We start from the raw sequence: 20,604 nt of genomic DNA, 5'->3' as shown, positions 1-20,604 counted from the left end.
ACTTCCTCCCTGTCGACTGACCGCGCCTTCGGGCGCGGTTTTTTTAAAGCAATGCTGGTTCTTCCATTAAAATTTTAGGTTTTCAGTTGACGCATGCGACCGCCTTTCGTAACGTCTGCGCATAACTAAGTCGGCCAGTCCGACGGGGAGAAAATTTTATGAAAGGGAGCCGCTCCACCGGTTCCCTTTCTTTTTTGTTTCATCCAGGTTTCAAGCACTGGAAAGCGGCAAAAAGCTGACTACGGTCACCCATTTGTGCAGCTTAATGCCTGACACCATGATCCAAGGATGATAGACGGGTCAAAAAGCTCAATCACATTGCCGAGGCATTCATGATCAAGAACACTCTATCTCTCAGCCTGGTGGCCGCTGCGCTTTGGTGTGGTGCCGCTTATGCACAAGAAGCAACGCAGGATGCCGAGGCTCCGCAAACCCAAACCGGTGCTGACCTGGATCTTGGGGAATCCGGCCCGCGTATTGGCGAGCAGTACCTTAAGGAAGAGACCGGCGACTGGGCAGTCATGTGCATCAATACAGGAACTGACAGCGAACCTTGTGTCATGCGACAGATTCTGACCGGTCAGCAAGACCAGCCTATTGCGGAAATTACGATTGAAAAGCTGCCCGAAGAAGCTCCGGCCGTAGCTGCTGCGATCATCGTTGTGCCCCTCGAAGTGCTTTTGCAAGCTCAGATATCCTTGTCGATCGACGGAGCGCCGGGCAAACGATACAACTATCACCACTGCAACCCCATTGGGTGCCTTGCGCAAGTGGGCTTTACCCAGCAAGACGTCGAAGCTTTGAAGAGTGGGACCAAAGGTACCTTGTCGATGGTTTCTGTTCTGGCACCTTCGCAGGCACTGCAATTGGAAATATCTCTAGCAGGGTTCACTGCCGGGTTTGACCAGCTGGAAGTCATCAAAAACTAATGACTAGTAAAACAGAAAACGCCGCCCAGTCCTTCGGGCGGCGTTTTGTCGTTTTGCTTCCTAAGCTTCAGACCCGTTTCAGAGCCAAAACCGCGTTCAACCCGCCAAAGGCAAACGCATTGCTAAGCGCAACATCCACCTTCGCGTCTCGCGCCTCATTTGGCACCACGTCCAATGCACATTCGGGATCTGGATCTTCATAACCGATGGTTGGGGCGATCACCCCGTCGCGCAACGCCATGATACATGCCAGCAACTCGACCGCGCCAGTACCCCCAATCAAATGCCCGTGCATGGATTTCGTCGACGAAATCATCAGGTCATCTGCATGCGGCCCGAACACACCGGCCACCGCCGCGCATTCGGTCTTGTCATTCGCCGCTGTGCCCGTCCCATGCGCATTGATGTATCCGACCTGATCCGCATTCAGGCGCGCATCGGTCAGCGCACCGGCCATGGCCCGTGCCGCGCCCTGTTTGCTGGGCATTACGATGTCAGACGCATCCGAGGACATGGCAAAGCCGACAACCTCACACAGAATATCTGCCCCTCGTGCGCGCGCATGTTCGTATTCTTCAAAGACAAAAGCCCCGGCCCCTTCGCCCTGCACCATTCCATTTCGGTTGGCGCTGAACGGGCGGCAAGCGTCCTTGGACATCACGCGCAGGCCTTCCCAGGCTTTGACGCCGCCGAAACACAACATGGATTCTGATCCACCCGTGATCATTGCAGGTGCTGCGCCGCTGCGGACCATCTGAAACGCCAATGCCATCGCGTGATTGGATGAGGCGCAAGCGGTTGAAACCGTAAAACTTGGCCCCTTCAGGTTATGTTCCATAGACACATGGCTGGCCGCCGCGTTGTTCATCAGTTTGGGCACCACAAATGGATGCACACGGTTTTTACCGTCCTCGTAGACGGAACGGTAATTATCGTCCCAAGTGGACACGCCGCCACCGGCGGTGCCAAGAACCACACCGGACCGAGCAGCAAGATCTCCGTGAAACTCGATCCCGGATTGGTCAATCGCCTCTTTAGCTGCGGTCAGCGTGAATTGCGTAAAGCGATCGTAAAGGCTCATCTGCTGGCGATTAAACCGCCCTTCGGCCTCGAACCCGCGCACTTGGCCGCCGATTTTGATGGAAAGCCGCTCAACATCGCGGAATTCAAGTTGCGAGATACCACAACGCCCTTCGCGCATAGCTTCAAGCGTATCAGGGACAGAGTGACCCAGCGAATTAATCGTCCCGGCCCCGGAAATAACAACGCGTTTCATAACTTCAGGTCAGACCTTTTCCGACACAAGCTTTTCGATCCCGGCAATGATCGCTGCCACATTTGAGATATCGAAATCGCTGGCTTGTGGTTCATTCGCGTTGAACGGGACCGAGATATCGAACTCTTCTTCGATGGCGAAAATGCTCTCGACCAGACCCAGGCTGTCGATACCCAGATCTTCAAGTGTACTTTCGGGCGTGACGTCCGAAGGCTCCAGCACGGCCTGCTCAGCAATGATTGCGATGACGCGGTCGGTGATGCTCATGTCGGTCCTCTGATTTTCCCGTTGCGGATGATTTAATCACTCGGGGGCTGTTTGAAAACAGCCTTTTTCAACGCCTCGACGTCACGCGCCATGCGGGGCAAACGACGTTGTGCTTTGTAGATGTCGGTATGGGTTTCCATTTTGATGGCCGGATATCCCATTAATACCCGACCCGCAGGAACGTTGGACAGGATTTTAGTGCCGCCCGCCGCTATCACGCCGTCACCGATAAAGATGTTGTCGACCACGCCGGTCTGGCCACCCAGTACCACGTTATTGCCAATCTCGACCGAGCCGGACACGCCAGCCTGACCACAAATTAGACAATCCTGCCCAACCCGTGTGTTGTGCCCCACATGCACAAGATTGTCCAACTTGGACCCGTTTCCGATGCAGGTATTCCGGATCGTTCCGTTGTCGACGGTACAATTGGCGCCGACTTCAACGTCATCCCCGATCTCAACTGCACCCAGCGAGTGAATGCGAAGCCAGCTTTGCGCCCGCGCATCACCTTTGTCGCCCATTGTTTTGCGGACATTCTCAACATCCGAAACCTCGGGGGTAACAAAGCTGAACCCGTCGCTCCCGATCCGTGCGCCGGGTTGGGCAATGAAACGATCACCGATCTGCGCCCTGGACCCGATGCTAACCATCTCACGCAACATGGCGTTTTCGCCCAGAACCGTATCCATGCCAATCACGCAATGCGGGCCGATAACTGCGCCTTTGCCAATACGAACCCGCGCACCGATGACGGCCAAGGGCCCGATGGCTGCGTCTTTGGGGATTTCCGCGGTCGGGTCGATCACGGCCGAAGGGTGAATACCCGGCGCTACGCCCTGCCCGCGATCCAACATTGTGGTGATCCCGGCCATCGCCATACGCGGACGGGGCACAAAGATGGCCGCCTCCAACCCTAGCGCTTGCCAATCCGCACCTTCCCACAACACGGCTGTCCGTGCCGAGCTGCCGCTCAGAGCCTCGGCATATTTCGGAGACATCGCCATCGCCAGATCGGTCGCCGCTGCATCACCCGGCTCAGCCGCGCGTTCAACGATCAGGCCAGTATCGCCCTGGCAGTCTGCCCCAAGAGCGTCGGCGATTTGCTGGATGGTATAGTGCATATCGGGCTTCCCGGTTTAAGGATCTGCCCCGCTGATTACCCCTGAACGTCCGGCAGGGCCACCCCTGCTTTCTGCAAGGCCTCCCAGATTTTCCGATCACGCTCATAGACATCCCGGCGATACTGAACCTCACCCTTGGGGCCGACATAAGCCGTGCGGTAGATCAGGTGAACCGGAACATGCTGTTCCAATTGCACCGTGGTTTCCTTACCCGTGGCCAGAACACGCTGAAAAAACGCCTTTGGGTTTTCTTCCTGCTTGGCCAACAACGCATAGGCGAAATCAAACGGATCTGCCAGGCGGATACACCCGTGCGAGAACGCCCGCACCTCACGCGCGAACAGACTTTTCTGAGGCGTATCATGCAGATAGATGTTGTACTTGTTGGGGAACATGAACTTCACCAGCCCCAGCGCATTGCTTTTGCTGGGCGGTTGGCGCATCGCAAACGGGAAGTTCCGCGCGTTGAACTGGGTGAAATCCACCGCGCCGCGATTGACCTGCCGACCGCTGCGGTCGGTGATCTGGATATGGCCAACGGCGTTGGGATTTGATTGCAGTTGGGGCAGGTATTCCTTGGTGATGATCGAGCGCGGCACATACCAACTGGGGTTGATGACCATATGCTCCATCTTGTCCGAGAACTCGGGGCTGCGTCGGTCATGTGTGTTCTTGCCGATCACCGCGCGCGTTTCGAACGTGATCAGACCGTCATCGACGATCTTGGCCGAGAAATCAGCCTGATTTACCAAAATGTGCCGCTCACCCCGTTCGCGCGGCAACCAGCGCTCGCGCTCCAATGCGACATAGACAGCCTTTAGACGGTCTGAGGCGCTGCGGTTCAGCTCGGAAATCGTGCCCTGACCGGCCACACCGTCCGGCGCAAGACCATGATCTGTCTGGAACGCCTGAACGGCACCCAACAAAGCCGCATCAAACTCCGGGCTGGCGGTAGGACGCAAATACCCCATGGAAACCAAACGATTGCGCAGTTTTATTACATTGGGTCCGGTGTCGCCATATTCCAACTTAGCAACAGGAACCGTCGCGCCCCAACCGCCTTGATGGATGAGGTCCTGCAGCACCAACTTCTGCTTCATCAAGGCCCGGTACTGGGTTGTCTGCGGGGCCAATTGATCGAAATACGAGCCATTTTCCCCTGCGATCAACCCCTGCAAGTGCTCCTTTGTCGAAGCCCTTTGAACCTTGCGCACTAACCCATCATCAATCTGGGATGGGCGCAGCGCGCCCGACTGAAGATTGCGCGCGTATTCAGCGAAGGCGCGGGTCAGACTGACCTCAACAGCGCCCAGATCGCGCGTCGTACGGGCCTCTTGCATCTGTTCCACAAGGGACTGGACGCTGTCCGAACCCTGCGGCAATCCATGCATATCGGTCGATGACAAGGCCTGGATCAGCCGTGCGCGGCGCGCCGAATGCAGCGGCGTTTCGCCAACCCAAACCGGGGCAAAACCATTCTCGCGGTAAAACTCGGCGATTCCTGACCCCGAGGGCGCAAATTCGGCAACAGCCATCTGAAACGCCGTCGCTGGCCGGGTGTCTGCATTCACTACGGACGCCGAAGCCAGAAAACATGCGGTGAAAATAATACCAGAACGGGTCCGAATACCTGAGAACATTGGATGGCCTTAATTATTCATTATTTTACGCAGCAGAAATGCGCGCGGATCAAATATGGTTACGCCTTGGGCGCGTTGTCTATTCACAAACGTATCAACCTGGCGCATCTTTCGGTGCGTGATGCGTCTTTGCATCGCCCGGCGGAAATGCGCCGCCAAATGTCTCAATATTATACATATTCGCATCACCTGCGCAAAAAACTGCCGAAAATTCCCCCTTGAATTGATGAATCCGAAAGACTTCTTGGCGGACAAATCCGACTGTGTCATAAATCCCGCATCTGGGATGGGAAAAAATTAATATCGCGCGCGTAACATCGTGTGCAGGCAGGAACAGTACGGGACGAAACTGAAATGACGATGAGCAGTACATCGGGCTTGACCCGGCGTGCCCTTCTGGGCGCATTTGCAGCTACGGCAGTTGTGGCCGCACCGACCTATTCCAATGCAGCAGGTTTCCTTCGAGGCGGCGGCGATATCCGCCGTATTCGTATGTATTCCGGTCGCACCGGCGAACGGATTGACATGATATATTGGGTCGATGGAAAATACATCAAGGACGCTGTCAAAGAAGTGAATCACTTCATGCGTGACTGGCGGACCGATCAGAGCAAAGACATGGATCTGCGCACGATCGACATCATGGCTGCATCGCATAACCTTCTGGATGTAAATGAGCCCTATATGCTGCTGTCCGGCTATCGTTCTCCGCAAACCAACGCGATGCTTCGGTCTCGTTCTCGTCGGGTTGCCAAGAACTCATTGCACATGAAAGGTCAGGCGGCTGACCTTCGCCTGTCGTCGCGTTCAGTGTCGCAAATGGCCAAGGCTGCAATGTCCTGCCGCGCTGGTGGAGTGGGCAAGTACTCCCGCTCGAATTTCGTCCATATGGACTGCGGTGAGGTCCGTAGCTGGGGCGGTTAAGACTTCCAAAATCTTAAAAAACAACGAGCGCCTCTGGGCGCTCTTTGTTTTTATGTAACCTAGAATTATTCCTTATGAAAAGAACAGCTCAACCTCGATGAACTGCGTTCCATCGACCAGATATTGTCGCTTACCGGACTGTACCAGGACCAGTCATCATAGCGTCAAATTAAGGGAAGCACTCTCCAATATAAGACACTCAGAATAACTGCTAATGCGAGGTGGTATGGCGCACCTGAGAGGATTCGAACCTCTGGCCTCTGCCTTCGGAGGGCAGCGCTCTATCCAGCTGAGCTACAGGTGCCTTGGCCGTTAGCTATCCTTGTTCCGATCCGGGTGCAACTGAAAATCCACCCGGATCGGCCAGCTTTTAGGCAAACAAATCATGCGCCAGTTCAAGGGCATCGACCAGCGTGTCGACCTCATCCTTGGTGTTGTACAAACCAAAGCTGGCGCGGCAGGTGGCGGTCACGCCGAAGAAATTCATCAGTGGACCAGCGCAATGATGACCGGCCCGCACGGCAACCCCTTTTTTGTCGAGGATCGTCGACACGTCATGCGCATGCCCTGCCCCATCCAGCGTAAAGCTGAAAATAGCGGCCTTATCGGGACGTGTGCCTTGTACCTGCAGCCAGTTCAAACCAGTCAACCGCTGCATCGCATAGTCGCGAAGCGCGCCTTCGTGGGCGGCGATGTTCTCCATCCCCAGGTCCATCATGTAGTCAAGCGCCACGCCCAAACCAATCGTTTGCACGATACCGGGTGTTCCGGCCTCAAACTTCATTGGGGGGTCGTTGTAGATCACCTGATCTTTGCTGACCTCTTTGATCATGTCGCCGCCACCGATGAAGGGGCGCATCTCGGCCATGCGTTCGGATTTGATATAGATCGCGCCCGAACCGGACGGGCCATACAGCTTGTGCCCGGTGATTGCATAAAAGTCGCAGCCGATATCCGACACATTGACCGGCATATGCACGGCACCCTGGCTGCCGTCGACCAGCACCGGAACGCCTTTGGCATGCGCACCTTCGGTAATGGCCTTAACATCCACCACCGTTCCCAGCACGTTCGAGCATTGCGTGACCGCGACCAGTTTGGTCTTGGGACCGATTGCATCGATCACGGCCTGCGGGTCCAGCCCGCCATCCGCATCGATATCGACCCACTTCAGGACAACCCCTTGCCGTTCGCGCACGAAATGCCAGGGAACGATGTTGGCGTGATGCTCCATGACGCTAAGGACAATCTCATCCCCGGCCTGAAGGCGCGGCATCGCCCAGCCATAGGCCACAAGGTTGATCCCCTCGGTCGTGCCCGAGTTCAGGACGATCTCATTCTCATCCGCCGCCCCAAGGAAACGGGCGATGGTGCCGCGGACGGACTCGTACTTTTCGGTCGCGAGGTTGGACAGGTAATGCAGACCACGATGCACATTCGCGTATTCCTCGGCATAGGCGCGGGTCACCGCGTCGATCACCACCTGAGGTTTCTGCGCAGAGGCACCATTGTCCAGATAAGTCAGCGGTTTGCCGTTTACCTCACGCGACAGAATCGGAAAGTCCGCGCGGATTTTTTCTACGTCATACATGGTCTTCAAATCCCTATACCGGGCCGCTGGGTGTTAAAGCGAGGACAAAGGGGGCTGCGATCAACGCAGACAACACTATGACCCCAAAGGATTTCCAAAGCGTTCCGAACTTATGCGCTTCATTGAGGAAATGCAGCGTGACGTAAAGGCTCACCAGCGCTGTGGCGAACAAAAACAGCACCATCAAAACCGGAACGAAAATGGCCAGCACAAGCGTTACGAACATCGCCGCGCTTTGCAGGAACTGCAACCAGACCGTCAGCGTCATGATCTCGTCGAATGACGCGCACCCGCCTAGCAAACGCCCGACGAACAGGAACGCCGCAATGCTGAACATCATTAGGGCGGCCGAGCGGATAAGGCTCATGAAAATCGGTTCGGGTGTTGGAACATTCAGGCCTTCCGGCGAAGGAACCAGATGTTCGATCCCAAACTGCACCAGCCCATTCAAAACGACGGCCAGACAGAAGGCCAGCCACAGAACTTCGCGCCCGGCGCGAAAGGATAATAGGTGCCGGGCCGCTTCAGCCGGGTTGACCAGCGTCAGGACCGCAATGTTACCTAGGGTCGAGAAATTCATTCCGCCTGCCTTTGTGTTTGTCTCAAGCCCGCCAGCCAGAACCAGATAAACACGCCAAACCAGGCTGCCCCTACCAGGGTTAACGCAGGTCCTGGCCCGATGAGACCCGCCACCAGACCGTTCAACAACACCAATGGTGTCGACGACAGTAAAGCCCAAAACAAAGCCAGACGGGCACCATAAGCCGTGCCGCGACCGCCAACCAAACGAGCGGCCCCGTATGATACGAACGCAAGAAGGTAAAACAGCAACGGCAGTATGAAAACAGTGCCTAGCAAAGCCGCGGCCATCAGCGCGTTCAGCTCAAGCCCTTCCAAATGCGCCCGCCGCGCGAGGCCGGGAAGCTGTGCGATGAAAGCCACCACGCAAAACCCCATGACAAAGACCAAGGCCCTGTCTTCCCGCTGCCCCAAATCCAGAAGCCGACGCACGACGCGCCCCGGCCCCCGGTACGTGGCCACGATATCCGATGTGACTGGCATCAGCTGCGGCGCGCCAGCCAATCTTCCAAACGGTTCACGATCTTTTCAGCAACTTCGCTGTCTTCGATCTCGTCCACCGCTTCGGCCAGAAAGGCCAGTGTCAGCATGTTGGTTGCGTCTTTGACCGGAACGCCGCGTGATCGCAGGTAGAACAGAGCCGTCTCGTCAATCGCGCCCGAGGTCGAGCCGTGTGAACAGGCCACATCATCGGCATAGATCTCAAGCTCGGGCTTGGCGAGGAACTGGCTGTCGTCGTCCAACAGAAGCGACTGGCTGATCTGATAGCCATCTGTCTTCTGCGCGCCTTCTTTCACAAGGATCTTACCCTGGAAGACGCCGGTCGCACCGTTGCGCAGAACCTTCTTGAACACCTGGCGGCTTTCACAGTTCACCGCGTCATGGGTGATAAACACTGTGTCGTCATGGTGAAAATCACCGTCTCCGACACATGCACCTGCCACATGGGCAACCGCATCATCTCCGGTCAGTTCCACGACCTGCTCATTGCGGGTCAGAACGCCGTTTGCGGTCAGGGTAAATGACTTATAGGTCGATTCCGTTCCCAGACGGGCGAACATATGAGTCATTGCCCGACGTTCATGATCGCGACCTTGCGCGCGCACATGATGCAGCGTCCCATTGTCGGCGATGTCGATCTCCATCACCTTGTTAAAGCGCGACGCGGCCGGACCAACCTCAAGCACGGTGACCTCGGCATCTGGTTCGACACGGATCACGTGATGCAGCATCGCGTCCGATGTTTCCGAGGCGTGACGATACATCAGGCAGATCGGCTTGGACGGTTTGCCTGTCACATGGATGGCAACACCATCTTTGGCAAAGGCTGTGTTCAGCGCAGCCAACGGACGTGGCACCGGGGTCTGGCCACGGCTCTCTAACGTGCCATACAGCTCTTTGGCCCAGTGAATGTCCTTGCCGCAGATATCCTCGATCCGGTCGATCATCACACCCTCAAGTGTCAGATCATCGGATTCCTCGGGGCTGAATACTCCGTCGACGAAGACAATTTTCAGATTGTCCATGTCTTCGAAAATCATGGGCTCGCCCGCGTCGAAAACCTCGGCGCGCGGTGCTTGAGCCGAGATCAGCGTATCAGGACGTGTGTACTTCCAGTACTCATCGCGACGGCCAGGCAGGCCCATCTCTTGCACACGCGCAAGCGCATCCTCGCGTGCGGCACGGGTGCATCCGCACATCTCAGGCATGGCCAGGGATGCCAGCCGCTCCTCGGTTGCGGTCAGTTTCTCTTGTGGCAAAGCCATCAGTTCACCTCGGCCAGAATGTCGGCATAGCCGTTATGTTCAACTTCCAACGCCAGCTCGGGTCCGCCGGTCTTCACGATACGACCGTCGGCCATGATGTGTACGACGTCCGGTTTGATGTGATCCAGCAGCCGCTGATAGTGGGTGATGACCAAAAAGCTGCGACCTTCGTTGCGCAGCGCGTTCACGCCTTCGGACACCAGCTTCATCGCATCCACGTCGAGACCCGAGTCGGTTTCGTCCATGATGCACATCTTGGGTTCCAGCATAGCCATCTGCAGGATCTCGTTGCGCTTTTTCTCACCGCCCGAGAAACCAACATTGACCGGACGCTTGAGCATATCGGCGTCGATTTTCAGCGTCTTGGCCTTGGCGCGCACTTCTTTCAGGAAGTCTGCCGCTGACAGCTCCTCTTCTCCGCGCGCTTTCCGCTGAGCGTTTACCGCCGTGCGCAGGAAAGTCATGTTGCCAACGCCGGGAATTTCGACCGGATACTGGAACGCAAGAAAGACGCCAGCGGCAGCACGCTCTTCTGGCTCCATGTCCAGCAGGTCTTCGCCTTCCAACGTCGCCGTACCTTCGGTGACTTCATAGCCGTCACGTCCTGACAGCACATAGCTGAGCGTCGATTTGCCCGAGCCGTTCGGTCCCATGATCGCGTGTACCTTGCCAGGCTCGACCGTCAGGTCCACACCCTTGAGGATTTGCTTGTCTTCGTCTTCAAGCTGTACGTGCAGGTTCTTGATTTCCAGCATGATTTTTCCTCTTTTCGCGCCAGTTTGATTGCCTGCCGCCTTGTTTGAATTTTGGTTTCTACCTGATGGTTATGCAGACTTAGCGACCTTTGCCGGTCCCTCGCTGGGTTTGATCAGGAAGTTTTCGTTAACGCGGTAGCGCCTGAACTGGTCGACCACCTCATAACCATTGGTCGCGATCAGTTCGTGGAATTCGGTAGCATTCTTGTCATCCACTTCGACAAAAATCACAGGGCGATTTTGTCCCAAACTGGGTAAAAGACTTTCCAGAACGGCGATTTCCATACCCTCGACGTCAATTTTTATAAAGTCGAATGAGCGGTCTTTAACCAATTCTGCAGCCGGGACAACGGGAATAGACCCTTGTTGCTCAATCAGTTTGCCCCCACCCAAATTCCTGGCGTTCCAAGACACACCAAGGTCCGAGCGTGCCTCGTTCGAAACACCGTACCCAACCCAGTTGAAATCAACCTTACTTTCCATCCCATTCAAGTGGAGGTTGCTAACCAAAATCTCGGCAGCCACTGGATTGGGTTCAACAGGAACTACTAGAGACGCGTGAAGGAACAGCGCCAAGTACAGGCTGTGGTTCCCGACATTTGCGCCGATATCCAAAAAACTGCCGCCAACAGGGAAGTGTTCTGAAATCATCCCAAGCTCTTCGACTTCGTAGAACGCACCCCCAAAGTGACATTTTTGTATCGTATCTTTTGGATTGATCACGGAAAAAAAGACTGTTCGGTCATGAACCCGAGCCCGAACCACCTGCCCTGCTGTAGCTCTAAAAACGCCAGAGCGTCTGGAGCTTCTAACCCATCTTTTGAAATCTGCAGCTGTTTCCACAAGGAATGACCTTTTAGAGTTGCCGATAGTCAAGCTCGACCGGTCAACCGACCGAGCCCTCCAATGAGATCGCAACAAGCTGCTGCGCTTCCATGGCAAATTCCATCGGCAATGCCTGCAGCACGTCCTTGCAGAACCCGTTGACGACCAAGGCCACGGCTTCTTCCTCGTCCATACCGCGCTGGCGGCAGTAGAACAGCTGATCGTCGTCCACTTTGGATGTCGTCGCTTCGTGTTCCACACGGCTCGAGTTGTTCTTGACCTCGATATATGGAACCGTATGTGCGCCGCATTTGTCACCGATCAGCAGGCTGTCACACTGCGTATAGTTCCGGCTGTCCTTCGCCTTGGGGTGCATCGAAACCAGCCCGCGATAGGTGTTCTGCGCCTTGCCCGCGCTGATGCCCTTGGACACGATGCGCGACTTTGTGTTCTTACCCAGGTGAATCATCTTGGTGCCGGTGTCGGCCTGCTGATAATTGTTGGCAATCGCGATCGAATAGAACTCACCCTGGCTTTCATTGCCACGCAGGATGCAGGACGGGTATTTCCAGGTCACGGCCGAGCCGGTTTCGACCTGCGTCCACATCACCTTGGACCGGTCGCCCCGGCAATCCGCCCGCTTGGTCACAAAGTTATAGATACCGCCCTTGCCGTTTTCATCACCGGGGAACCAGTTCTGAACGGTCGAGTATTTAACTTCAGCATCTTCTTCGACGATGATCTCAACCACAGCGGCATGCAACTGCGCGGTATCACGTTGCGGCGCGGTGCAGCCTTCCAGATAGGACACATATGATCCCTTATCGGCGATGATCAGCGTGCGTTCGAACTGACCAGTGTTTTCGGCGTTGATGCGGAAATAGGTGCTCAGCTCCATCGGGCAGCGAACACCCGGCGGGATGTAAACGAACGATCCGTCCGAGAATACGGCCGAGTTCAGCGTGGCATAGAAGTTGTCGGATACCGGAACCACAGTGCCCAAGTACTTCTTAACCAGTTCAGGGTGTTCCTTGATCGCCTCAGAGATCGAGCAGAAGATCACACCGGCCTTGGCAAGCTCATCCTTGAAGGTCGTACCAACAGAGACCGAGTCAAATACCGCGTCCACAGCGACCTTACGGCCTTCGGAGGGCGCATTCTCGGCGCCTTCGACGCCGGCCAAAATCATCTGTTCTTTCAGCGGAATGCCCAGCTTTTCATAGGTGGCCAGCAGTTTGGGGTCGACCTCTTCCAGCGATTTTGGCTTTTCTTCCATCGACTTGGGACGGGCATAGTAATACTGGTCCTGAAAGTCGATCGGCGGGTAATGTACCATCGCCCAGGTCGGCTCTTCCATCTTGGTCCAGCGTTCAAATGCCGACAGACGCCATTCGGTCATCCATTCGGGCTCTTCGTTTTTGTCAGAGATCAGTCGAACGATATCCGGGTTCACACCTTTGGGTGCGTACTCCATTTCGATATCGGTATCCCAGCCGTATTTATAAGTGCCAGCCTCGCGCACCGCGTCCACGGTTTCCTGATCGACACCTTCTTTTACCTGGGTCTGGTCCAAAGCGGCCATTTCCTTCACTCCGTCAAGTCACGCGGCACGCGCGCGATGCTTTTTCTCTTTTTCCAGCCACGTTTCGGCGAAACGCAGCACATCTTCTTTCGTCGTAAAAGGTCCCAGCGAAACGCGTATTGCGCTGGCTGCCGTGACCTCATCATACCCCATTGCCGTGAGGACCGCGCTGGCGCGCACCTTGCCACTGGAACAGGCAGAACCCGCGCTGATGGCAAACCCCGCCAGGTCCATTTGCATGACCTGCGTTTCGCCTTTCCATCCCGGAGTGGCAAAACACAATGTGTTAGGCAGGCGATCCTGATCCTTCCCGACAAAAATAGTCAATTTAGAACCGGCCTCAAGGGCATTTTCTAGAATATTTCTAATTTCTTTGACCTTGTCCCAAACCCCATTGGCAAGATCCCGTGCAGCGGCTTCTGCTGCGGCCCCGAAGCCCGCGATTCCAATGACATTTTCGGTACCCGACCGGCGCCCCATTTCCTGACCACCGCCTTGAATTTGGGCAGGCAAATCCGTGCCGCGTTTCATCACAACAGCGCCGACACCCTTGGGCCCACCCAATTTATGCGCTGAGATCAGCGCCATTTGGGCACCCAGCCAGTTGAAGGCCACCGGTAGTTTTCCAAAAGCTTGCGTCGCATCGGTTACGGCAAGCCCCGCAGGCAAAGCCTGCACGATACCGGTTTCCGAATTCGCCAGCTGCAAGGTCGATTGAGCAGGATCGGAGACTTGAACGCGGCCCGAGGCGTCCGCTGGCAAGTCTTCTGTAATCCAGGATCTTACCGCGTCATGCTCAACAGCAGATCCATGCAGGCCACGCCCGCGTAAGGTCAGCGCCGCCCCCTCGGTGGAACCCGACGTGAATACGATATCCGCCCCATCCGCACCAAAGGCCGCCGCGATTTGCGCCCTCGCCTTCTCGATCAAGGCCTTGGCGGCACGTCCCTCGGCATGCACCGAAGACGGGTTGCCGCAAACCTCCATCGCCGCGATCATCGCCTCTCTGGCCTCGGGGCGCAAAGGAGTCGTGGCATTATGATCCAGGTAAACACGACTCATGGAGTCACCTTTTCACGAATGCGAAGTGGTATCGCGTTTTCATAGACCAAGTGCATAATCTCACTCGTCCACTACTGCAAACAGGCTCGGAACCGCGGGACACGGGGCCAAATCGTTCCTGATTACGTCCGACAGTCGGGTTTGATGCAGGAAAACATAAACATGGGCGCTTAGCCCTTCCCACAAACGGTTGCTTAGCGATTGCGCCCGGCTTCCTGATGACGCACCCGACGCCCCTGCGCCTTTTTGCAGCGCATCCACTGTTTCGTCGACCGCCGACAGAATCTCGACCACGCGAATTTCCGAAGGCGACCGCGACAACCGATACCCGCCACCCGGTCCGCGAACCGATGAGACCAGATCGGCTCGGCGTAGTTTCACGAACAATTGCTCAAGATAAGGCAGTGAGATGTCCTGCCGCTCAGAAATCTCACTCAGCGTTACAAGCGTATCTGTCGGTTGCAGGGCGATATCGGCCATAGCTACCATCGCGTAGCGACCCTTGGTCGAAAGCTTCATTCTCGTCCCCTTTTGGTCGATACCGCGCGAAAACATTGACGCCGCCGCTGCCAGTGCGTATCTCCGACGGGCAGCGCATTGCGCAATGCAAAATTATTAGAACCGTTCTAAGGTGCCCGACGATAACCGTCAAGTATATCCCGGCACCAAGAAGAAAAAGACAGGACCAAAGCACACATGCCCGAGGTGATTTTTCCCGGACCCGAAGGCCGCCTGGAAGGCCGCTACCACCCGCAAAAGGAAAAAGACGCACCGATCGCCATCGTGCTTCATCCGCATCCTCAATTTGGCGGGACCATGAACAACAAGGTGGTCTACAACCTGCATTACGCATTCTACAACATGGGCTTTACCGTTTTGCGGTTCAATTTCCGTGGCGTGGGTCGCAGCCAGGGTGAATACGACCAGGGTGTTGGTGAGTTGAGCGACGCAGCCTCGGCGCTGGATTACCTGCAGTCAATGAACAACAACTCGAAACACTGCTGGGTCGCGGGTTTCTCGTTTGGTGCATGGATCGGAATGCAGTTGTTGATGCGGCGCCCGGAAATCACCGGCTTTATCAGCGTGTCACCCCCTGCAAATATGTACGACTTTTCGTTCCTGGCACCCTGCCCGTCCTCGGGCCTGATCATCAACGGATCAGCCGACCGCGTGGCACCACCTGCGGACACAACCTCGCTGGTGAACAAGCTGCACGAACAAAAGGGAATCACCATCACCCATAACGAGGTTGATGGCGCCGATCACTTCTTCCAGGATCGTCACATGGATACTCTGATGACCGAAGTCAGCGACTATGTGAAACGCCGCCTGACCGAGAACACACGCTGATGTCTGACACCATCACCACCCTGGCCGCCAAGCTGGCCGAGGACACAATGAAAGTGATGGATGAAACCGGCGACGACCGTTTCTTTGTCGAAGTGGGCGAACATCTGGGAGCGTCCTCGCAGACTTTGGAAGAAGCCTTCCTGACCGAAATTCGCGTGCGGTTGGCCGAGCGCAAAGCCCGCAAGTTCGTGATCCAGAGGCTCTCGGATCACCGCTCCAAATTGAAAGCGATCGAAAAACAATGACAAACAGACTGTCCGCGCAAATCGAATTTCTTAAACGCGTGGACAGGCTGAAATCGGTTGATCGCGCGAATTTTCTTCTGGATCAATCCCGCGCTGAAAACGCGGCAGAACACAGCTGGCAACTCGCGCTTTGGGCGCTGGTTATGCAACCCTTGGCTGATGAAGGTGTCAGCATTGATCGGGTCATCCGCATGCTGTTGCTGCATGATTTGGTCGAAATCATTGTCGGCGATCATCCGATCCATCTGCAAACCGATTGGCAAGCGGTCGAACGGGCCGAGCAAGCCGCCGCGTCAGAATTGTTCGATCTTTTGCCCGAAGAGCAGGCCGAGGCTTGTCTGAACCTGTGGCAAGAGTTCGAGGCCGATCAGACCCAAGACGCCAGATTCGCGAAATCCCTTGATCGCTGCCAGCCGATGTTTCAGGTCCTCTGCGCCGCGGCCCCGAGGGCGGATCACAAAGCTATTGTTCAGGACAATCTGAACGGCGGGCGGGCCGCTTATCTGAAGACCGAATTTCCAGACGCCTATACCGCAGCGCAATGCCTGCTGAACGGAGACACCCCTGCACAGACTTCATTCTCAGCTCGCCTTGGATTTCTTGCCGAAAGCGACCAACTGAAATCCGTCTACCGGGCTTCGCGCCTGCTCAGCGGTGAGCGGTTCGAGAATTCGGCCGAGCATTCATGGCACATCATGCTGTACGCTTGGATTCTGTCCGAATACGCAGCACCCGATGTGTCCATTGACCGCGTTTTACAAATGCTTCTGCTGCATGATGTTGTTGAGATCGACGCCGGGGATAACCCCATTCATGGTCATGTCGACCACGCGGCCCAAGAAGCCGAAGAACAAGCCGCAGCAGAGCGCCTGTTCGGGATGCTACCGGATAATCAAAAGGCGACCTTTCTGTCTCTGTGGCATGAGTTCGAAGCAGCCGACAGTCCCGATGCCCGCTTTGCCAAGGCAGTCGACCGTTTTCAGGCACCAGTCGGAAACCTGGCAACGGGCGGCGGATCATGGGTGGATTATGATGTCAGTTATGCGCAGATCGAAACCCGTGTCGGCACTCCGGTCAAACGCGGCGCACCCGACTTATGGGCGTGGCTGCAACCCCAGCTAGATGCCTATTTCGCTGCCACGGCAACCATGTAGGAAAAGAAAAAAGAGGCGCAAAGGCCTCTTTTTCCCTTGTTTCGGCAGGCGCTCAAACCTGAAAACTATCTAACCGTTCAACAAACTTGGCCGCGTTTTTGTCGACGGACCCCCCGCCAGCAAGCCACCCAAGCGCCACGATCAAAGCCGAAACAAAAACTATTATTCCTGCAAATTTAGTCATGCGATGTAACCTGGAAAACAAAAATCATTAAAAAACAACGCGTTTTTAACATAACCTAGGGTCAAAAAATAGTCAGGTTATCCATACTTCCCAAATGGCTAATGTTTTTGCCTTAGCGTCATTGCGCATGCCGAGATTCCGAAATTTTGCTTGCTCGCTTTGCCGTTTTCATGCTCAACCTCGCAAAACATTTGTCGAGATACCTACCGTGCCCAAAGCCTATCTGATCTTGTTGCTGGCGGTCATCGCAGAGACCATCGGCACAACGTCCCTGCAAGCCAGCCAACAGTTCAGTCGTTTCTGGCCCTCCGTTCTGGTGGTTGTCAGCTATGGCATTGCTTTTTACCTGCTGGGCCTGACGCTAAGATACATGCCAGTCGGAATTGTTTATGCGATCTGGTCCGGGCTTGGCATCTTTCTGATCGCGATCATTGGCTTCATTGTTTTCGGGCAAAGGCTGGACTGGCCAGCCGTCATTGGATTGATCATGATTTTGGCCGGAATCCTTATCATTCACCTGTTTTCCAAGACGGCCGGCCACTGATCGCCGGTTAGGGCTGGTCTATTTGGTCAAACCACGCTATGCGCGCGGCAACTTCCCGTTCAAAGGCTGACCTCTCATGGACCTGCGCAATATCGCAATCATCGCTCACGTGGACCACGGCAAGACGACCCTGGTGGATGAGCTGCTCAAACAATCCGGCGCGTTCCGGGAAAACCAAGCTGTGGCTGAACGCGCCATGGACAGCAACGATCTTGAACGCGAGCGTGGCATCACCATCCTGGCTAAAGCCACCTCGGTCGAGTGGAAGGGCACGCGCATCAACATCGTCGACACACCCGGCCACGCCGATTTTGGTGGCGAAGTTGAGCGGATTCTCAGCATGGTTGACGGCGTTGTATTGCTGGTCGATGCCGCCGAAGGCCCGATGCCACAGACCAAGTTTGTGACCTCCAAGGCGCTTGCGCTGGGACTGCGCCCGATCGTCGTTTTGAACAAGGTCGACAAGCCCGACGCCGAACCCGACCGCGCGCTGGACGAATGTTTCGACCTGTTCGCCAACCTTGGCGCTGATGATGACCAACTGGACTTCCCGGCAATGTACGCATCGGGCCGTTCGGGCTGGGCAGATATGGAACTGGACGGACCGCGCAAGGACCTGACCGCGCTGTTCGACCTGATCGTTGATCACGTCCCTGCCCCGCAACAGGCCGAACGCAAGGACGAACCGTTCCGCATGCTGGCGACCACGCTGGGCAGTGATCCCTTCATCGGCCGTATCCTGACCGGCCGCGTGGAAAGCGGCACGCTGAAGGCGGGCGACAGCCTCAAGGCGCTGTCCCGCGATGGCACCCTGATCGAGAACTTCCGCGCGTCGAAAATTCTGGCGTTTCGTGGCCTCGCGCAGCAACCCATCGACGTGGCCGAAGCTGGGGACATCGTTACCATCGCAGGGATGAGCAAAGCCACCGTTGCGGATTCGTTGGTATCCCCGCAGGTCGAAGAAGCCCTGCCCGCCCAGCCCATCGATCCACCGACCATCACTGTGACCTTTGGCATCAACGATTCCCCTCTGGCAGGTCGTGACGGCAAAAAGGTCCAATCCCGCGTCATTCGTGACCGACTGATGAAAGAGGCCGAATCCAACGTCGCCATCCGCATCACCGATACCCCCGGGGGCGAGGCGTTTGAGGTCGCGGGTCGTGGCGAATTGCAAATGGGCGTTCTGATCGAGAATATGCGCCGTGAAGGCTTCGAACTCAGCATTTCGCGCCCGCAGGTTTTGTTCCGTGAGGAAGACGGCCAGCGTCTGGAACCCATCGAAGAAGTCACCATCGACGTCGATGACGAGTTTTCGGGCTCGGTGATCGAAAAGATCACCGGTGCACGCAAAGGTGAATTGGCCGAAATGCGCCCCGCCGGTGCAGGCAAAACCCGGATCATCGCACACGTCCCTTCACGCGGGTTGATCGGGTATCATGGCGAGTTCCTGACAGACACACGTGGCACCGGTGTTCTGAACCGCGTGTTCCACGGCTGGGCCGCGCACAAGGGCCCGATCCCGGGCCGTCGCGCAGGCGTTCTGATCTCGATGGAGAAGGGTCAGGCCGTGGCTTATGCCCTGTGGAACTTGGAAGAGCGTGGCCGCATGTTCGTTGCCCCACAAACCGACGTTTACCAGGGCATGGTTATCGGTGAGCATTCGCGCGACAATGATCTGGAAGTAAACCCTCTCAAGGGTAAAAAGCTGACCAACGTTCGCGCAAGCGGATCTGACGATGCCGTACGGCTTACGCCCCACGTTCAGTTCTCGCTGGAAGAGGCGATTGCTTATATCGATGATGATGAATTGGTTGAGGTCACCCCAAACGCTGTTCGTCTACGCAAACGCTTCCTGGACCCGCATGAACGCAAGCGTATGGCGAAGTCTGCTTGAGTCTCCCTTAAGTATAGTTGCCGCAATTGCAACAATGCCACACATCTGACAATTTTGTGCGCGCATGAACTGCGCAAATATACGAAAAGCCCGCCGTTTTGGCGGGCTTTCTCTTTGTTTTAAGTGTATTTTTTTCGCGTAAAATTTGTTCCTAAAATTAATTCAAATTAAACACCCCTTGTAAATGTGACCCAAAATGGGTGTAATTATGGTTGAAGTATGGCACAATTGATGTACCAAAACGTAAAGCACAAACTGTAGTGCAATAGTGTTAGTAACGAGTTCTGAAGGAGCGGCGCCATGCGCGTGAAATCCCATTTATTATCTTTTGTATTTGTCTCAGCAACATTACCGTTCATCACCGCCAGCGCGGCGCAGGCGGAAAGATGCAACATCAAAACAGCCCGACAATCGGTATCGACAGAAACGTTGTGCGGCTGCTCAGTCGTCGATACGCGCATGTTGCGCTATATCCAACGCCGAGCTGATTTCGAGGACATTCTGGCCCGTACACTTGATAGTTGTCCGGCTTTTGCGGCTGTCCTGACTGATTTGCCAACGGCGTCCACGGCTGCATCTGATCGCGATAGTGACAGCGACACCTTTGGCGCTTCAGGCAACGGTGATAACGGCGGCGGCAGCAGTGACGACGGCGGCGGCAACAATGGCGGCGGCGGCGGTGGCGGCGGCAATAACGGCGGCGGCGGCGGTGGCGGCGGCAATAACGGCGGCGGCAATAATGGCGGCGGTGGCAATTCCGGCAATGGCAACGGCGGCAATAATGGCGGCGGTGGCAATTCCGGCAACGGCAACGGCGGCAACAATGGCGGCGGTGGCAATTCCGGCAACGGCAACGGCGGCAACAATGGCGGCGGTGGCAATTCCGGCAACGGCAACGGCGGCAACAATGGCG

At 55.9% G+C, this 20,604-nt stretch carries 22 protein-coding genes and 1 tRNA gene; 9 read left to right on the top strand and 14 right to left on the bottom strand.

Features of this window, described 5'->3' with window-relative positions; genetic code table 11:
• Positions 1 to 332: 332 nt before the first annotated feature.
• Positions 333 to 929 (top strand): invasion associated locus B family protein, encoded by a 597-nt coding sequence (locus ACR0M2_RS00115; RefSeq protein WP_170348738.1) that lies wholly within the window; start codon positions 333 to 335, stop codon positions 927 to 929.
• A 67-nt stretch (positions 930 to 996) separates the two neighbouring features.
• On the opposite strand, the gene ACR0M2_RS00110 is transcribed toward ACR0M2_RS00115, so the two are convergent.
• Genes ACR0M2_RS00110 through ACR0M2_RS00095 form a run of 4 tightly spaced genes read right to left on the bottom strand, consistent with a single transcriptional unit; the run spans position 997 to position 5,236 of the window.
• Positions 997 to 2,205, bottom strand: coding sequence for a beta-ketoacyl-[acyl-carrier-protein] synthase family protein (locus tag ACR0M2_RS00110; RefSeq protein WP_170348739.1), 1,209 nt, complete (start codon positions 2,203 to 2,205; stop codon positions 997 to 999).
• A 9-nt stretch (positions 2,206 to 2,214) separates the two neighbouring features.
• The gene (locus ACR0M2_RS00105) at positions 2,215 to 2,472 is read right to left on the bottom strand and encodes an acyl carrier protein (protein WP_170348740.1); all 258 of its coding nucleotides are present in this window, start codon (positions 2,470 to 2,472) and stop codon (positions 2,215 to 2,217) included.
• Between the two features lie 32 nt (positions 2,473 to 2,504).
• Positions 2,505 to 3,596 carry a UDP-3-O-(3-hydroxymyristoyl)glucosamine N-acyltransferase gene (gene lpxD / locus ACR0M2_RS00100; RefSeq protein ID WP_480646674.1) on the bottom strand — a complete coding sequence of 364 codons (1,092 nt, stop codon included), beginning with the start codon at positions 3,594 to 3,596 and terminating at the stop codon, positions 2,505 to 2,507.
• Positions 3,597 to 3,631: 35 nt separating this feature from the next.
• Positions 3,632 to 5,236: a L,D-transpeptidase family protein gene (locus ACR0M2_RS00095; RefSeq protein WP_480703726.1), complete on the bottom strand. Its 1,605-nt coding sequence runs from the start codon at positions 5,234 to 5,236 to the stop codon at positions 3,632 to 3,634.
• A 3-nt stretch (positions 5,237 to 5,239) separates the two neighbouring features.
• Here ACR0M2_RS00095 and ACR0M2_RS00090 point away from each other — a divergent pair, with 3 nt between their 5' ends.
• On the top strand, positions 5,240 to 5,458 hold the full coding sequence (locus ACR0M2_RS00090) for a hypothetical protein (protein WP_170548952.1): 219 nt from the start codon (positions 5,240 to 5,242) through the stop codon (positions 5,456 to 5,458).
• A 132-nt stretch (positions 5,459 to 5,590) separates the two neighbouring features.
• Positions 5,591 to 6,160 (top strand): peptidoglycan L,D-endopeptidase MepK, encoded by a 570-nt coding sequence (mepK, locus tag ACR0M2_RS00085; protein ID WP_170348744.1) that lies wholly within the window; start codon positions 5,591 to 5,593, stop codon positions 6,158 to 6,160.
• Positions 6,161 to 6,387: 227 nt separating this feature from the next.
• Here the strand turns inward: mepK and ACR0M2_RS00080 are convergent.
• The 10 genes from ACR0M2_RS00080 to iscR all read right to left on the bottom strand — a co-directional run bounded on the left by ACR0M2_RS00080 (position 6,388) and on the right by iscR (position 14,839).
• A tRNA-Arg gene (locus ACR0M2_RS00080) sits at positions 6,388 to 6,464 on the bottom strand.
• 66 nt (positions 6,465 to 6,530) lie between these two features.
• Positions 6,531 to 7,751 (bottom strand): cysteine desulfurase, encoded by a 1,221-nt coding sequence (locus ACR0M2_RS00075; RefSeq protein ID WP_480703725.1) that lies wholly within the window; start codon positions 7,749 to 7,751, stop codon positions 6,531 to 6,533.
• Positions 7,752 to 7,764: 13 nt separating this feature from the next.
• Positions 7,765 to 8,331: a YIP1 family protein gene (locus ACR0M2_RS00070; protein WP_480703724.1), complete on the bottom strand. Its 567-nt coding sequence runs from the start codon at positions 8,329 to 8,331 to the stop codon at positions 7,765 to 7,767.
• On the bottom strand, positions 8,328 to 8,813 hold the full coding sequence (locus ACR0M2_RS00065; protein ID WP_170348747.1) for a YIP1 family protein: 486 nt from the start codon (positions 8,811 to 8,813) through the stop codon (positions 8,328 to 8,330). Before ACR0M2_RS00065 ends, ACR0M2_RS00070 begins: the two co-directional genes overlap by 4 nt.
• The gene (sufD, locus tag ACR0M2_RS00060) at positions 8,813 to 10,096 is read right to left on the bottom strand and encodes a Fe-S cluster assembly protein SufD (RefSeq protein WP_480703723.1); all 1,284 of its coding nucleotides are present in this window, start codon (positions 10,094 to 10,096) and stop codon (positions 8,813 to 8,815) included. The genes ACR0M2_RS00065 and sufD overlap by 1 nt, the downstream gene beginning before the upstream one ends.
• Positions 10,096 to 10,851, bottom strand: coding sequence for a Fe-S cluster assembly ATPase SufC (gene sufC, locus ACR0M2_RS00055; protein ID WP_170348749.1), 756 nt, complete (start codon positions 10,849 to 10,851; stop codon positions 10,096 to 10,098). The genes sufD and sufC overlap by 1 nt, the downstream gene beginning before the upstream one ends.
• A gap of 69 nt (positions 10,852 to 10,920) precedes the next feature.
• On the bottom strand, positions 10,921 to 11,694 hold the full coding sequence (locus tag ACR0M2_RS00050; RefSeq protein WP_226688436.1) for an FkbM family methyltransferase: 774 nt from the start codon (positions 11,692 to 11,694) through the stop codon (positions 10,921 to 10,923).
• 43 nt (positions 11,695 to 11,737) lie between these two features.
• Entirely contained in the window at positions 11,738 to 13,258 is a 1,521-nt protein-coding gene (gene sufB, locus ACR0M2_RS00045) for a Fe-S cluster assembly protein SufB (RefSeq protein ID WP_170409925.1), read from the bottom strand.
• An 18-nt stretch (positions 13,259 to 13,276) separates the two neighbouring features.
• Entirely contained in the window at positions 13,277 to 14,320 is a 1,044-nt protein-coding gene (locus ACR0M2_RS00040; protein WP_425080617.1) for a cysteine desulfurase family protein, read from the bottom strand.
• Between the two features lie 60 nt (positions 14,321 to 14,380).
• On the bottom strand, positions 14,381 to 14,839 hold the full coding sequence (gene iscR, locus ACR0M2_RS00035) for a Fe-S cluster assembly transcriptional regulator IscR (RefSeq protein WP_170348753.1): 459 nt from the start codon (positions 14,837 to 14,839) through the stop codon (positions 14,381 to 14,383).
• Between the two features lie 177 nt (positions 14,840 to 15,016).
• Here iscR and ACR0M2_RS00030 point away from each other — a divergent pair, with 177 nt between their 5' ends.
• From ACR0M2_RS00030 to ACR0M2_RS00005, 6 genes are all read left to right on the top strand, one after another.
• Positions 15,017 to 15,670, top strand: a complete 654-nt coding sequence (locus ACR0M2_RS00030) for an alpha/beta hydrolase (RefSeq protein ID WP_480703722.1) — start codon at positions 15,017 to 15,019, stop codon at positions 15,668 to 15,670.
• The gene (locus tag ACR0M2_RS00025; protein ID WP_170348755.1) at positions 15,670 to 15,915 is read left to right on the top strand and encodes a hypothetical protein; all 246 of its coding nucleotides are present in this window, start codon (positions 15,670 to 15,672) and stop codon (positions 15,913 to 15,915) included. The genes ACR0M2_RS00030 and ACR0M2_RS00025 overlap by 1 nt, the downstream gene beginning before the upstream one ends.
• A complete protein-coding gene (locus tag ACR0M2_RS00020; RefSeq protein ID WP_480703721.1) occupies positions 15,912 to 17,069 on the top strand; it encodes an HD domain-containing protein in 1,158 nt (385 codons plus the stop codon). Before ACR0M2_RS00025 ends, ACR0M2_RS00020 begins: the two co-directional genes overlap by 4 nt.
• Before the next feature lie 392 nt (positions 17,070 to 17,461).
• Positions 17,462 to 17,797, top strand: coding sequence for a DMT family transporter (locus tag ACR0M2_RS00015; protein ID WP_226688434.1), 336 nt, complete (start codon positions 17,462 to 17,464; stop codon positions 17,795 to 17,797).
• A gap of 76 nt (positions 17,798 to 17,873) precedes the next feature.
• The gene (typA, locus tag ACR0M2_RS00010; RefSeq protein ID WP_170375397.1) at positions 17,874 to 19,691 is read left to right on the top strand and encodes a translational GTPase TypA; all 1,818 of its coding nucleotides are present in this window, start codon (positions 17,874 to 17,876) and stop codon (positions 19,689 to 19,691) included.
• A gap of 300 nt (positions 19,692 to 19,991) precedes the next feature.
• The coding region (locus ACR0M2_RS00005) for a hypothetical protein (protein WP_480703720.1) at positions 19,992 to 20,604 on the top strand (613 nt) is incomplete at its 3' end.

The organism is Ruegeria sp. BE10, assembly GCF_056538905.1.
This window is presented reverse-complemented; position numbering and strand designations above follow the sequence as displayed.